The organism is Actinomadura opuntiae (assembly GCF_030283205.1).
GTDB lineage: Bacteria > Actinomycetota > Actinomycetes > Streptosporangiales > Streptosporangiaceae > Spirillospora.
Genome location: NZ_JASNWF010000002.1, coordinates 546,144 through 559,936, shown reverse-complemented (window position 1 = coordinate 559,936; position 13,793 = coordinate 546,144). Strand labels below are relative to the sequence as shown.

Genomic DNA, 13,793 nt, shown 5'->3' with positions numbered 1-13,793 from the left:
GCCAGGAGAGGCGCCGGACAGGGCGAGGCGCCGGGGGCCCGTGCGGGCCTCCGGCGCCTCAGGGCCGGACGCTCGGCGTCCGGCGTTTCGTGTCAGTTGTGGACGGACGCGCCGCCCTTGCAGCCGGCGCCCGCGATGCCGATGACGGCGACGGCGTTGCCGCACACGTCGATCGGGATCGAGATCGGGGCGATGACCTGGGTGCCGCCCAGGATCGACCCGTTGCCGCTGGTGTGGTTGTTGGAGAAGTTGCCGTGGCCGTGACCGTGACCGTGGCCCCCACCCCCGGCGTACGCGGGGGCCGCGGCCAGAACCGAACCGGCGACCGCGAAACCGAGGATGCCGGTGGCGGCGAGCTTCTTGAACACGAGAGTCCTCCCGTACCGGGCCGAGGGCCCGAAGCGAATATTTCCGAAGCCGCCCGTAGAGGGCGTCGCGTACGGTAGTTACCCAGCTACTCTCGGGTAAGCCAATAGTGCACCCCAGCATGGCGGCAAATAGTCGCCAACGAGTAATCAAGGCGTTACAAAGGGTCACCGGTTTGACCGCTTTTGACCAGACCCGTCTCGTAGGCGAAGACGACCGCCTGCACCCGGTCGCGGAGCCCGAGCTTCATCAGGATCCGGCCCATGTGCGTCTTCACCGTCGCCTCCGAGACGAACAGCCGGCCGGCGATCTCGGCGTTCGACATCCCCCGCGCGACCAGCCGCAGCACCTCGCCCTCCCGATCGGTCAGGCTCTCCAGCGCGCCGCTCGCCCGGTCCTCGGTGTCCGGCAGGTGCAGCGCGAACCGGTCGAGCAGCCGCTTGGTGGTGCTCGGCGCCACCACCGCGTCCCCCGAGTGCACCGCCTTGATCGCCTCGATCAGCTGCGCCGGGCCGGCGTCCTTCAGCAGGAACCCGCCCGCGCCCGCCTTGATCGCCGCGAACGCGTACTCGTCCAGGTCGAAGGTGGTCAGGATGATCACCTTCGGGGCGGCCTCGCCGGACACCACCCGCCGCGTCGCCTCGATGCCGTCCATCCGGGGCATCCGGACGTCCATCAGCACCACGTCCGCCGCCGTCGTCCGCAGCAGGTCGAGGGCCTGCTGCCCGTCGCCGGCCTCGCCCACCACCTCGATGTCGGGCTGGGCGTCCAGCACCATCGTGAAACCGGCCCGGACCAGCTCCTGATCGTCCACCAGCACGACCCGGATGGGCCCGGCCTCCGACTCGTCCATCTCCATCACGCCTCCTCGCAACGGGCGCGCACTGGGCCCCCGCGTTCACGTCCTACGCTCCCACCCGCGGCGGCGCCCGCGGGCCCCGCGCCCCGGGCGAACCCCGGCGGGCACGCCGGTGAGGTCACGCGGCCTCCCCGGTCGGGATGCGCGCGACCACCTCGAAGCCGCCGCCGGGACGCGGCGCGGCGCGGACGCTGCCGCCGTACACCGCGGCGCGCTCCCGCATACCTACGAGGCCGTGGCCGCGCCCGTCGTCGGCCGCCGCCGCGCCCCGCCCGTCGTCGTGCACTCGGACCTCCACCGCGTCGTCGGCGTACCGCAGCCGGACCGTCGCGGCCACCCGCGGCCCGCCGTGCTTGAGCGTGTTGGTCAGCGCCTCCTGCACGATCCGGAACACCGTCAGCTGGCGGCCCTCCGACATGTCCGGCGGCGAACCGGCGACCTCGAACGTCACCGGCAGCCCCGAGGAGCGCACCTGCTCGACCAGGTCGTCCAGCTGCGCCACGCCCGGCTGCGGCGCGTAGGCCCCCGCGCCGTCGCTCTCCCGCAGCACCCCGAGCAGCCGCCGCATCTCCGCCAGCGCCGTGCGCCCGGTCAGCGAGATCGTCTCCAGCGCCTGCCGGGCCCGCCCCACGTCCGTGTCGATCGCGAAGGACGCGCCGTCCGCCTGCACCACGATCACGCTGACGTTGTGCGCCACGACGTCGTGCAGCTCGCGGGCGATGCGGGCCCGCTCCGCCGCCATCGCCATCGTCACCTCGGCGTCGCGTTCCCGCTCGAGCCGCGCCGCCCGCTCCTCCAGCGAGCTGAGGTAGGCGCGGCGCGTCCGCATGTGCAGGCCGAGGATCCACACGCCCGCCACCAGCGCCGACAGCATCAGCAGCGTCGACTGCTGGTCGTCGCGGCCGGACGCGTACCGCAGCGCCGCCAGCACCGCGCCGAGCTCCCCCACCAGCGCCGCCGCCAGCGCCCAGCGGAACGCGAACCCGGCCGCGACCGTGTACAGGCCCATCAGCACGGCCACGTTCGCCGGCACCGGGACGACACCGGCGGCCCACTGGGCGGCGCAGACCAGCGCCACCACCGCGAAGACGGTGCGCGGGAACGTCCGCCGCAGCACCAGCGGCGCGACGAGCCCGGCCGTCAGCGTGAGATAGACCAGCTCCGATATGCCCTGGTGGCCGCCGAGCCACGCGGGGAGCGACACGGCCAGCACCGCGGCCGCGAAGAAGGCGTCGACCAGCGCCTTCTTGCCGCGCAGCCACTCCCAGAACCTCCCGACCATGCGGACAGCGTATGTAGCCGCTGGTCAGGCCGGGATCAGCCGCAAGTCGGACCGGTGTCCGCCACAGGGATGGTCCGGAGGCCGTCCCACGGTAACGTCACGGACGTGGCGGCGTTGGTTACCGAGTGGCTGACATGGCGCACCGCGATGGAGCGGGCACTGTACGGAGAGGGCGGCTTCTACCGGCGGGGAGAGCGCCCCGCCGAGCATTTCCGCACCTCGGTGCACGCCTCGCCGCGCTTCGCCACCGCGATCGCCCGGCTCCTGCTCGACGTCGACACCGCGCTCGGCCACCCCGCCCGGCTCGACCTCGTCGACATCGGCGCCGGCTCGGGCCGCCTGCTCGGCAACATCCTCGCCTGCCTTCCCCCCGGCATCACCTCCCGGCTGGTCCCCACCGCCGTGGAGATAGCACCACGCCCCCCCGACATTCCGGCGTCCATCACCTGGCGCGCCGACCTTCCCGACCGCATCACCGGCCTCGCCGTGGCCAACGAGTGGCTCGACAACATCCCCCTGGACGTCGTCGAGCAGACCCCGGACGGCGCCCGCACCGTGCTGGTCGACCCGTCCAGCGGCAGCGAGCGCCCCGGCGCTGAGCCGTCCGCCGAGGACCGCGACTGGCTGGACCGCTGGTGGCCGCTCCACGAACCGGGCGACCGCGCCGAGATCGGGCATCCGCGCTGCGCCGCGTGGGCCTCGGTGGTCGGACGCCTCGACCGGGGTCTGGCGATCGCCGTGGACTACTCGCACGCCCGCGACACCCGCCCCCCGTACGGCACCCTCACCGGCTACCGCGACGGCGCGACCGTCCCCGCCGTCCCGGACGGCTCCTGCGACGTGACGGCGCATGTCGCCCTCGACGCCTGCACCGCCGCGGGCGAACGGGCCGGCGCCACGTCCACCCTGCTCACGACCCAGCGCGCCGCCCTCCTCGCGTTGGGCCTCTCCGGCGCCCGCCCGCCCCTGTCCCTGGCCCACAGCGACCCCCGCGGCTACCTCGCCGCCCTGTGCCGCGCCGGCGAGGAGGCCGAACTCACCGACCCGTCCGGCCTGGGCGGCTTCGGCTGGCTCGCCCAAACAGTCGGCATCCCCATGCCCACCTCACTCACCGCCCTCTGACTCACACTCCGGCAGCCGGCAAGGACCGCGGCCGCACAACCACCATCGATAAGCGGGTGCACGTACTTGGTACTGGTCGAGGCTTCTCGACGGTCCCCACACGGCCACGGCAAGCGGCCGAACGCCTGCCCGGCGGGCGCTCCACTCACCGCCGACACCCGCAGAGATCTACGACCTGCAGAGCGTTTCGTCCGCACTAACCGGCCCGCCACCTACCGGCTCGACCTCAGCGCCCTCCTACCGGCCATGAGCATGACGGTCTGGTGAAGACCCCTGTCACCCGTACAGGTCCGCCGGGCCTGATAGACGCGGTCGAGCCCACCGCGTTCAGCACTCCACGTGGAGGGCCTGCAGGCCGCGCAGGACGAAGCCGGGCTTCCATTCCGGCTCGGAGACCAGCCGCAGGTCCGGGGCCAGCCGGAGCAGCGCTGCCAGGGACTCGGCCAGTTCGATCCGGGCCAGCGGGGCGCCGAGGCAGTAATGGATGCCGAGGCCGAACGTGATGTGCGGATTCGGGTCGCGAGCGAGGTCGAGCCGGTCGGGATCGGCGAACACCTCGGGGTCCCGATTCGCGGACGCGAACTGCAGCGCCACTTCGGCACCGCGCGGAATGTCCACACCCGCGACGGTGACGTCCTCCAGCACCCAGCGCTCGAACATCGGCGCCGGGGTGTCGTAGCGCAGCAGTTCCTCGACGGCCGTGGGCACGAGCGAGCCGTCCCGCCGAAGCCGCTCCAGCTCGCCGGGATTGCGGAACAGCGTCCACCACCCGTTACCGGTCGCGTTGACGGTGGCCTCGTGCCCCGCGTTGAGCAGCAGGACGCAGGTGCCGATCAGCTCGTCCTCGGTCAGCCGGTCCCCATCGTCCACGACCTGGGCGAGCGCGCTGATCAGATCGTCCCGCGGCTCCTTCCGCCGCGACCGGGCCAGTTCCCGCAGGTAGTCGGAGAACTCCACCGCCGCGCGGACCGCCGTCCGCTGCGCCTCCTCGGGCGGGTTCAGCTCGTACATGCCGCAGATGTCCGCGGACCAGGGACGCAACAGCGGACGGTCCGCCGCGGGCACGCCGAGCATCTCGGCGATCACCGTGACCGGCAGCGGCTCGGCGACCGCGGCGATCAGGTCGCCGCCGCCCTCGGCGGCGAGCGCCCCGGCCAGTTCCCCGGCCAGCCTCCGAATCGTCGGCCGCAGTCCCTCGACCATCCGCGCCGTGAACGCCTTGGACACCAGCCGCCGCAGCCGCGTGTGCGTGGGCGGCTCGACGTCGAGCATCCCGGCCCGGATGAGGTCCCAGAACGGCTTGAGGAACTCCGCCTCCGGCTCCTGCCCGAACTCCTCGTGCCCGGCCACGTGCAGGTACGAACGGCCGAGCCGCCTGTCCCGCAGCAACGCGTCGACGTCCTCGTACCGGCTGACCACCCACTGCCCGGTCGCCTCATGGAAGAACACCGGCCGTTCCGCCCGCAGCGTCTCGAACACCGGATACGGATTCGCCACGAACTCCGCAGACCACGGCTCGTACCCAAATTCACCCACCCCCAGACAATAAGCCGCCCCCACCCCCACCACCCCCAAACAACCCGACCCCCGGACAGCGCGACCCACCAGACGGCCGCTCCAACCCGCGGAGCGTCCCAAGCGGCGCGGTAGGTCACGGCGCGGTAGGCCACGGCGCGGTGGAGCGCGGTCCGGTCGGGCGCGGCGAGGTGGAGCGCGGCGCGGTGGGGGCACGGCGCGGTGGGCGTGGGGTTGGGGTGGGCGGGGGTGGGGGTCAGGGGTGGGGGCGGGGGGTGAGGTTTTTTGGGGAGAGGTGGCGGGAGAGGGTGGTGAGGGCTTCCGTCACCTCCGGGAGGTGCTCGTTTCCGCCGAGTGCCGCTGTCAGGGCGGCGTCGATGGTGGTGGCGCGTACCTCGGCGACGCGGTCGGAGACCTCGTCGGCCTTGCGGACCAGGGAGCGGCGGCGATCGTCCGGGTCGGGGGCGGTCACCACCGAGCCGGTCTTCCGGAGCCGCGCGACGGCGGTGGAGACCTGGCTCTGCGGCAGGCCGGTCCGCTCGGCGATCTCCCCGATCGCGGTGTCGGGGTGGTCGACGATGTCGCTCAGCACGATCAAGACCGCGCGGGTGCCGCCCGCCGGGCCGCCGCGCGGCGCCGGCATCGCCTCCTCGCCGATCTTCATCAGGGTCCGCCCCAGCAGGAACAGCTCGACTCCGTTCACGCCTCCCAACTTACATCTGGACAGATACATCGATTTCGATGTATCTATTGAGATGTACTTACATTGACTCTCCAGGAGGACGCGGGATGGACGCGACCAAGACCGCGATGCTGCTGGTGCCCGGCGCGCAGGTGTACTACGAGGTCCGCGGGGACGGGCCGCTGCTGATCATCGGGCAGAGCGGCGAGGGCGACGCCCGCAGGACCGCCGATCTCGTCGACCGGCTCGTCGGGCCCTACACGGTCGTCACCTATGACCGCCGGGGCCTTTCCCGGACGAAGGTCGACGATCCGTCCGTCCCGGTGACGCCCGCCATGCACGCCGAGGACGTGCACCACCTGCTCGCCGCGTTGACCGACGAGCCCGCCCTCATGCTCGGGTGCAGCCTCGGCGCCCTGTACGGACTGCACCTGGCGGCGGCGCACCCCGGGCAGCTCTCCGCCCTCATCGCCCACGACCCCGCGACCCCCGGTCTGCTGTCGGCCGCCGACCGCGCCGACATCGAACGCCGGCTCGCCGAGATCGAGGAGGTGTACCGGACGGACGGCTGGCGCGCCGCCGTGCCGCTGGCGGCCGCGCTCACCGGCCTGGACCCCGCCCGGATCGAGACGGAGGCCGGCGTCGTCGCCGCTCCGATGACCGAGGAGCGGGCGGCCAACTTCGGCTACTACCTGGCCAACGACATCCCCCAGTGCCGCATGGACGCGCTCGGCCCGGCCGAGGTCGCCGCCGCCGCGGCGCACACCCGGATCATTCCCGCAGCCGGTAAGGACTCCACGAAGGCCTGGAACCACCAGTGCGCGGTCGAGCTGTCGATGCTGCTCGGACGTCCGATCGAGGAGTTCCCCGGCGGCCACAACGGCAACACCTCGTTCCCCACCGGCTTTGCCGCACGCGTCCACGAACTGTTCACGACGTCCTCCTGACGATTCGGTGCACGCCATTCATGCTCGGCGGTCGCCGATGACCAGGGAAGTAGAACGTCGTTCTGTGGATAACCCCGTCCGTCAGCGAGCGGCCCAGTGGGCGGGGTCTCCGCCAGCGCTGCGGGCGGCCTGCGCGCGGCGGGAGGCCGACTCGACGATCGCGCGGGCCTCGCCGACCTCCCGGTCGGCGGCGGCCACCCGGACCGGTCCCGGCGGCGCGTCGACGTGGACGGTGGCCAGGCCGAACAAGCGCTGGAACGGGTTCACCGTGAGCCGGACGCTCTGCGCGCGCGCATGAGCGATCACGTCCGTGCGCAGGCAGGGCCATCCGTGCCGCGCCACGAAGACCACGTCGTCGGCGCCGGCGCCGTCCGCCCGGTCGACCGCGATCGCCTTCGACGAGGCGGGGACGAGCGGCACGGCGTCGATGTGGGTGCCGGGGAAGACCTGTGAGACGAGATGCATGGCGACGTGCCGGGGCGCGATCGGCAGCAGCGTCGAGGAGAGTGCCTGGCGCTCCCCCGCGTACCCGGCGACGGTGACCTCGACGCGCGCCCATCCGACTCTGCGCCAGATCGCCGGTTCGACGATGCTGACGGCCTGGATACGGCCAGGCGGAAGCGTCTGCATCCGCGTCTCCAGCAGCCCGTACCGCAGCCTTATCCCGTCCGGTGACATCGCGACCGTGAAGTTGGCGTACATCACCAGCGGGGCGATGACTGCCCGGATGAGCCCGAGCAGAATAGGGACCGTGACCGCGAGGATGCCGCCCTCGGCGTACACCACGAGGAACACCAGCGTCGCGAAAAAACCGATCCCCGTGCCGAGCACCGGCAGCCGTAGAAGCAGCGAGGCGAGCAGGTTCCCGAACGGGACGCGCCACATATGCCGCTCAGGCGCCTCAGGCGTGTGCCCGGGGAGACCGGCCGCGCGCGCAAGGAGTTCGGCGCGCAACTGCTGGGCGGAGTGGCGTCCGAGATAGCGCAGCGCGATCTCGCTCTGCTCACCGCCCGCGAGCTCGACACGGACCTCCGCCAAGGCGAACACCCGCGTCACGAGCGGACGGACGACGTCGATGGCCTGGATGCGCGAGAGCGGGATGCGGCGCGCGCGCTTACGGAGGAGCCCCGTTTCGACCACGAGGTCGTCGCCATCGACGCGGAAACGCAGGGCCAGCCAGGTCCACAGGCCGGAACCGATGGCCACCGCCGTCATGACCACCGACACCACGAGGAAGCGCGTCACCACCCTGGGCGTGAGCTCCAGCGCGACGCCGCTTCGGGTCTGGGTCAGCAGCAGCGGGAACCCGAGTAGGACGAAGTAGATGATGAGGAAGACGAAGGCGCGCAGCGGCGCCGTCGCCCAATGCAGCCGATGCGTCCCTTCGGAGAACCGGATCGGAGGCGGAGGGGGCCGGTAACCGGGCGGCGGCCCGTAGGCGTACGGAGGCCCATAGGGCGGGCGAGGTGGCCCGTAAGGAGGACGAGGTGGCCCGTAGGGCGGTCGGGGCGGCCCATAGGGCGGTTGTCCGGGCGGACCGTACGGGCCTCGCTGCGGCCCATAAGGACCAGGCGCTCCGTACGGCGGGCCGTAAGGGCCGCTCATAGGCCCATGCTCCTGGCCTCGCCCTTCTGGGCGAGACGGTCCCGCAGGTGCGCGGCCTCCAGCGCAGGCAGGCCGGGAATGGCGGCGTCCGTCGCCGCGGCCGCCGTGTGCAAGCGCACCGTCGCGATCCCCATCCACCGCTCGAGAAGCCCGGCGGTGACGTCCACGAACTGCATGCGGCCGTAGGGGACGACGATGAGGCGCTTGACGAAAACGCCGTGAGTTACGACGAGGTCGTCCGCGCGCTCGACATAGCCGAACGACCTGCGGTCGAGTTCGGCGACGACCCACGTACCGACGGTCGCCAGCAGCGCCGCCGCGATCCACATGGCGGCCGCGACCGCGCCCCCGTTGCGCCACACCACGTACGCGCCCACGGCGCCGACCGGGACCGCCCACAGGACTGCCGTGAGCAGCCGGTGCGGCGCGTGTCGTCCGGAGATCGTCGCCCACTGGAGCCCGTCTCCGGGGGCGAACGCCTGGTCGGCCCGGTACGTCGGCGGCGCCGCGACCGGTGACTGCGGGTGGGCGCCCGCCTGCTGTCCGTCCACGGCGTGCGCCTGCCCGACCGGGCCGGGCGCGAAACCGGGCCGGCCCGGTGACGGGTCCGCGGGATCGTGCGGGTAACCGCTCTGGCTGGGGTTCATTGCCCCCTAGTCAACCGGATAACGGCCACCGCCCGCCATGGGACCATGAAGCGGTGATCGGAGCGGCGGAGACGCGACCATGACCACCGAGCGGATCGTCGGTATCGGTGCGGGCGCCAAGGAGCTCGCGACCGAGGACATGACGTTGAACATCGGCCCCCAGCACCCGTCCACGCACGGGGTGCTCCGGCTGAGGCTGACCTTGGACGGCGAACGGATCTCGGCGGCCGAGCCCATCGTCGGCTACATGCACCGGGGCGCCGAGAAGCTTTTCGAGGTGCGGGACTTCCGGCAGATCATCGTGCTCGCCAATCGGCACGACTGGCTGTCGGCGTTCTCCAACGAGCTCGGCGTGGTCCTCGCCGCCGAGCGGATGCTGGGCATGGAGGTGCCGGTCCGCGCGGTGTGGACCAGGACGCTGCTGGCCGAGCTCAACCGGGTCCTGAACCACCTGATGTTCCTGGGCTCGTATCCGCTGGAAGTGGGCGCGATCACGCCGATCTTCTACTCGTTCCGCGAGCGCGAGGCGTTGCAGCGGGTGATGGAGGAGATCTCCGGCGGACGCATGCACTACATGTTCAACCGTGTCGGCGGCTTGAAGGACGAGCTGCCCGCGGGGTGGACGGCGCGCGCGCGGACGGCGGTCTCCGAGGTCCGCTCCCGCATGGGCGACATCGCCGATCTCATCATGGGCAATGAGATCTTCCGCGCGCGCACACGAGGCGTCGGCGTGCTCACACAGGAGCAGATCCTCCAGTACGGGGTGTCGGGCCCTATCGCGCGGGCGTCCGGTGTCGATTTCGACCTGCGGCGCGACGAGCCGTATCTCGCGTACGGGGAACTCGACGTGCGGGTGGTCACGCGGCAGGAAGGTGACTGCCTCGCCCGTTTCGAGTGCCTGCTTGACCAGGTGTACGCGTCCCTCGACCTCGCCGATGCATGCCTGGACAGGCTCGGCGAACTGCCGCCCGGGCCCGTCAACCAGCGGCTGCCCAAGGTCCTCAAGGTGCCCGAGGGGCACGCCTACGCCTGGACGGAGAATCCCCTCGGCATCAACGGCTACTACCTGGTGTCGCGTGGCGAGAAGACGCCGTGGCGGATGAAGCTGCGGTCCGCCTCGTTCAACAACATCCAGGTGCTGGCGGAACTGCTGCCCGGCAACCTGGTAGCCGACATGATCGCGATCCTAGGCTCGATGTTCTTCGTCGTCGGCGACATCGACAAATAGCTCAGCGAGCAGCGGCGCTACCGGACGCCTACGCCCGGGAGGCGTTCCGGTCGCGCTGCTCCTCGTCGGGGTCCTTCGGCACGCGGCACGCGTACTCCAGGAAGAACGCGGCGCCGACCAGCACCACGGCCGCCAGGAACGTGCCGACGCTGACGAAGAAGTCGTGCCGCGGGGTCGACTTGTCCAGCGAGTCCGCCAGGCTGGCGGCGAACCCGCCGAAGACACCGGCGATCAACGCCGCGGTGTGCGCGCTCGCCTTCCCGAGCGCGGCCATGCGAGCGACGGCGAGCGGCTCCACCGGCCTGGTGTTCGGCTTGCGGCGGATACGGCGCAGCAGGTTGTACCCGGTGAACCCCTCACCGAGCGCCAGCAGCAGCAGCGTCGGCACCGCCGTCCACGGCAGTGGCGGCAGCGAGACGTACGCGGAACGCAACACCGCCCAGGTGATCACTGCCACGACGATCACGAGGGCGACGAGGAACAGCGGGCGGGACGGCCTCATGCAGGCTGCTGCAGGGTCAGATCGTTCCGGCGGCGAACGGCCGACGGGCCCCCTTCCGCCTGCTTGGCCTCCGCCAGGTCGCCCACGCGGCCGTGCCCGGGCAGCAGCACGTCCGGCTCGATGTCGGCCCACGGCACGAGCACGAACGCCCGCTCGTGCGCGCGCGGGTGCGGGAGGGTCAGGTCGGGGTCGTCGGACGAGATGTCGCCGAACACCACGATGTCGATGTCCAGGGTGCGCGGCCCCCAGCGGACCTCGCGGACGCGGCGCAGGGAGTTCTCGATGTTGAGCACCCGCTCGAGCAGGTTCTCGGGTGGCAGTCGGGTGTCGGCCACGACCACGATGTTCAGATAGTCGCCCTGTTCGGGGAGCGTCTCCCCGGGCGGCGCGAACGGCGGTGTCTCATAGACCGGGGAGCACGCCACGAACTCCAGTCCGGGGGCGTCGAACAGGGCGTCGACCGCCTCCTGCAGGTTGTCCAGGCGGTCGCCGAGGTTGCTGCCGAGCGAGAACACCACGCGGTGCTGGACCAGCATGTGGCCGCCGGTCGCGGTGCGGTCGGGCATGCGGTCGGACGCTGTCATGGGCGACTCCTCCTGATCTTCACGGCGACGTCCGTGAAGGGGTGCGGCACCGGGGCGCTCGGCTTGTGGACGGCGACCTCGGCCTCCGCCACCGCCGGGTCCTCCAGACATATCTTCGCGAGCCGGTCGGCCAGCGTTTCGATCAGGTCGACGGGGTCGGTCTCGACCGCGGCGACCAGCCGCCCGGCCAGTGTCCCGTAGTCGACGGTACGCGACAGGTCGTCGGTCTCCGCCGCCGGACGGGTGTCGAGGCCGAGCGAGACGTCCACCACGAACTCCTGCCCGAGCTCGCGCTCGGCCGGCAGCGCGCCGTGCCGTCCCCGGGCGCGCAGGCCGCGCAGCTCTATGCGGTCCAGGTCTGTGCGGTCCAGGCTCATTCTTCCTCTGCATCCGCGGGGTTGAGCACGGGCGAACCGTGGTGCAGCAGCAGCCGCCACTGCCCGTCGACCCGTACGAACAGTTTCGTGGCCACGATGCTTCCTCCGGCGAGGAAACCGGCCTCGGTGTCCTCGTCCGCGGTGAGGACGTTCTCCTTGCACGTGACCACGGCGTGGTCGCCGTAGACATCCGTCTCGACGTCAGTCAGCACGAACTGGATATAGGTGGTGTTGGCCATGATGAGCGCCCACGAGCGCAGGACCTCGTCACGTCCCCGGAGCATCGTCCAGCCGGGATGGACGCAGGAGACGCCCGCCGCGTAGGGGCCGTCCGCCCACACGGCGGACATGCGATCGAAGTCTCCCGCCTCGAAGGCGGCGTAGAACTCGGCGTGGACCTCTTCCAGGTCGGCGCGGTTCACTGCACGGCTCATTCGTGGTCGCTCCCGGGGTGCATGGGTCGGGCGGCCTCGATCGCGGCCGCCACCCGTACGGCGTCCACGTTCGGACGTACCCGGTGCACGCGCACGCACCACGCACCGGCCGTCGCGGCAAGGGACGTGACGGCGACGGTGGCGTCATCGCATTCGGCGAACGGGCGGCGCGTCCCGTCCGGCTCGGCCAGCAGGGTCGTGAAGAAGCTCTTGCGGGACGCGCCGACGAGGATGGGGTAACCCGTGCCGATGAACTCGTCCAGATGGGCGAGCAGGGCCCAGTTGTGCCCGGCGGTGGGGCTCTTGGCGAAACCCAGGCCCGGATCGAGCACGACCATGGACGGGTCGACGCCCTCGTCCAGGACGGCGTCGACACGGTGCAGCAGCTCCTCGCGCACCTCGCGCACCACGTCGGCATAGACGGACCTGGTCTGCATGTCGTGGCTGTGACCGCGCCAATGCATCACCACATAGGGAACGCCGGCGGCGGCCACGACACGCGGCATGTCCGGGTCGGCCAGCCCGCCGCTCACGTCGTTCACCAATCGGGCGCCGACGGCGACAGCGGCCTCCGCCACCTCCGCGCGCATGGTGTCGACGCTGACCGGGACGTTCTCTTCGCTGAGCGCCCGGATGACGGGCACCACGCGGCGCAGTTCCTCGTCCAGGGACACCCGCTGGGCGCCCGGACGCGTGGACTCCCCGCCGACGTCGACGATGTCGGCGCCCTCGGCGACGAGGTCCAGCCCGTGCCGGACGGCCTTCTCCGGATCGAACCAGGATCCGCCGTCGGAGAACGAGTCCGGTGTGACGTTGACCACGCCCATGACGAGACATCGCCCCGGCTGGGGCAGGCCCGGAACGGCGGCACTGGTCATGCGACCAACCCTATGCCTTGAGGCGGGTCCGTCGCGGGCGACCGCGTCCCGACCGTCCGCCCAGGCCCATCCGTCACACGCTGAACGGGCCTCAGCGCGACGCTGAGGCCCGTTCAGTGGTTCGGTCGAACGAGGGACGGGAGGACGGTCAGGAGCGGCCCAGAATCAGGCTCATCGCCTCGCTGCGAGTCTCCGGGTGATCACGGAAGTCGCCGCGGACCGCGGACGTGACCGTCTTGGCGCCCGGCTTGCGCACCCCGCGCATGGTCATGCACAGGTGCTCGGCCTCGATCACCACGATCGCGCCGCGCGGTTCGAGCACGCTCATCAGGGCGTCCGCCACCTGGCTGGTCAGCCGCTCCTGGACCTGCGGGCGACGCGCGTACACGTCGACCAGGCGGGCCAGCTTCGACAGGCCGGTGATCTGCCCCTTCTTGTTGGGCGTGTACCCCACGTGGGCCACCCCGTGGAAGGGCACCAGGTGGTGCTCGCACACGCTGTACACCTCGATGTCCTTCACCAGGACCATTTCCTCATGGTCGGCGTCGAACACCGTCGTCAGCGCGTCCTCGGGTGTCTGGCGCAGGCCGGCGAACTGCTCTGCGTACGCGCGCGCGACCCGCGCCGGGGTGTCGCGGAGCCCGTCGCGATCGGGGTTCTCCCCGATCGCGAACAGGATCTCGCGCACCGCCTTCTCGATCCGGGCGTGGTCGAACCCCGGGGGGTCCTCCTGCACCGGCTCCTCGTCGTACGGGATGGCCAAGG

At 71.5% G+C, this 13,793-nt stretch carries 16 protein-coding genes; 3 read left to right on the top strand and 13 right to left on the bottom strand.

What is annotated here, in order from left to right:
• Positions 1–92: 92 nt before the first annotated feature.
• The 3 genes from QP089_RS06035 to QP089_RS06025 all read right to left on the bottom strand — a co-directional run bounded on the left by QP089_RS06035 (position 93) and on the right by QP089_RS06025 (position 2,507).
• Positions 93–368 carry a chaplin family protein gene (locus tag QP089_RS06035; protein ID WP_285910303.1) on the bottom strand — a complete coding sequence of 92 codons (276 nt, stop codon included), beginning with the start codon at positions 366–368 and terminating at the stop codon, positions 93–95.
• Between the two features lie 155 nt (positions 369–523).
• Positions 524–1,219, bottom strand: coding sequence for a response regulator transcription factor (locus QP089_RS06030; protein ID WP_446474010.1), 696 nt, complete (start codon positions 1,217–1,219; stop codon positions 524–526).
• 124 nt (positions 1,220–1,343) lie between these two features.
• Complete coding sequence (locus QP089_RS06025) at positions 1,344–2,507, bottom strand: sensor histidine kinase (RefSeq protein ID WP_285910301.1); 1,164 nt, start codon at positions 2,505–2,507, stop codon at positions 1,344–1,346.
• A 105-nt stretch (positions 2,508–2,612) separates the two neighbouring features.
• Here QP089_RS06025 and QP089_RS06020 point away from each other — a divergent pair, with 105 nt between their 5' ends.
• Positions 2,613–3,629, top strand: coding sequence for an SAM-dependent methyltransferase (locus QP089_RS06020; RefSeq protein ID WP_353070552.1), 1,017 nt, complete (start codon positions 2,613–2,615; stop codon positions 3,627–3,629).
• Between the two features lie 327 nt (positions 3,630–3,956).
• Here the strand turns inward: QP089_RS06020 and QP089_RS06015 are convergent, their stop codons facing one another.
• Both QP089_RS06015 and QP089_RS06010 read right to left on the bottom strand, forming a co-directional pair.
• Positions 3,957–5,165 carry a cytochrome P450 gene (locus QP089_RS06015; RefSeq protein ID WP_285910300.1) on the bottom strand — a complete coding sequence of 403 codons (1,209 nt, stop codon included), beginning with the start codon at positions 5,163–5,165 and terminating at the stop codon, positions 3,957–3,959.
• A gap of 235 nt (positions 5,166–5,400) precedes the next feature.
• Positions 5,401–5,847 (bottom strand): MarR family transcriptional regulator, encoded by a 447-nt coding sequence (locus tag QP089_RS06010; protein WP_285910299.1) that lies wholly within the window; start codon positions 5,845–5,847, stop codon positions 5,401–5,403.
• Positions 5,848–5,933: 86 nt separating this feature from the next.
• On the opposite strand from QP089_RS06010, the gene QP089_RS06005 reads away from it, so the two are divergent.
• A complete protein-coding gene (locus tag QP089_RS06005) occupies positions 5,934–6,773 on the top strand; it encodes an alpha/beta fold hydrolase (protein WP_285910298.1) in 840 nt (279 codons plus the stop codon).
• Between the two features lie 81 nt (positions 6,774–6,854).
• Here the strand turns inward: QP089_RS06005 and QP089_RS06000 are convergent, their stop codons facing one another.
• Positions 6,855–8,018, bottom strand: coding sequence for a PH domain-containing protein (locus tag QP089_RS06000; RefSeq protein WP_285910297.1), 1,164 nt, complete (start codon positions 8,016–8,018; stop codon positions 6,855–6,857).
• 356 nt (positions 8,019–8,374) lie between these two features.
• Complete coding sequence (locus tag QP089_RS05995; protein WP_285910296.1) at positions 8,375–9,025, bottom strand: PH domain-containing protein; 651 nt, start codon at positions 9,023–9,025, stop codon at positions 8,375–8,377.
• A gap of 79 nt (positions 9,026–9,104) precedes the next feature.
• On the opposite strand from QP089_RS05995, the gene QP089_RS05990 reads away from it, so the two are divergent.
• Complete coding sequence (locus QP089_RS05990) at positions 9,105–10,253, top strand: NADH-quinone oxidoreductase subunit D (protein WP_285910295.1); 1,149 nt, start codon at positions 9,105–9,107, stop codon at positions 10,251–10,253.
• Positions 10,254–10,281: 28 nt separating this feature from the next.
• On the opposite strand, the gene QP089_RS05985 is transcribed toward QP089_RS05990, so the two are convergent.
• The 6 genes from QP089_RS05985 to folE form a co-directional block, all read right to left on the bottom strand.
• Positions 10,282–10,755, bottom strand: a complete 474-nt coding sequence (locus tag QP089_RS05985) for a DUF3180 domain-containing protein (protein WP_285910294.1) — start codon at positions 10,753–10,755, stop codon at positions 10,282–10,284.
• Complete coding sequence (gene folK / locus QP089_RS05980; RefSeq protein ID WP_285910293.1) at positions 10,752–11,339, bottom strand: 2-amino-4-hydroxy-6-hydroxymethyldihydropteridine diphosphokinase; 588 nt, start codon at positions 11,337–11,339, stop codon at positions 10,752–10,754. Before folK ends, QP089_RS05985 begins: the two co-directional genes overlap by 4 nt.
• Complete coding sequence (gene folB, locus QP089_RS05975; RefSeq protein ID WP_285910292.1) at positions 11,336–11,716, bottom strand: dihydroneopterin aldolase; 381 nt, start codon at positions 11,714–11,716, stop codon at positions 11,336–11,338. Before folB ends, folK begins: the two co-directional genes overlap by 4 nt.
• Positions 11,713–12,150 (bottom strand): nuclear transport factor 2 family protein, encoded by a 438-nt coding sequence (locus tag QP089_RS05970; RefSeq protein WP_285910291.1) that lies wholly within the window; start codon positions 12,148–12,150, stop codon positions 11,713–11,715. Before QP089_RS05970 ends, folB begins: the two co-directional genes overlap by 4 nt.
• Positions 12,147–13,028 carry a dihydropteroate synthase gene (gene folP / locus QP089_RS05965; RefSeq protein WP_285910289.1) on the bottom strand — a complete coding sequence of 294 codons (882 nt, stop codon included), beginning with the start codon at positions 13,026–13,028 and terminating at the stop codon, positions 12,147–12,149. Before folP ends, QP089_RS05970 begins: the two co-directional genes overlap by 4 nt.
• Positions 13,029–13,176: 148 nt before the next feature.
• Entirely contained in the window at positions 13,177–13,791 is a 615-nt protein-coding gene (folE, locus tag QP089_RS05960) for a GTP cyclohydrolase I FolE (RefSeq protein WP_285910288.1), read from the bottom strand.
• Between the last annotated feature and the right edge of the window lie 2 nt (positions 13,792–13,793).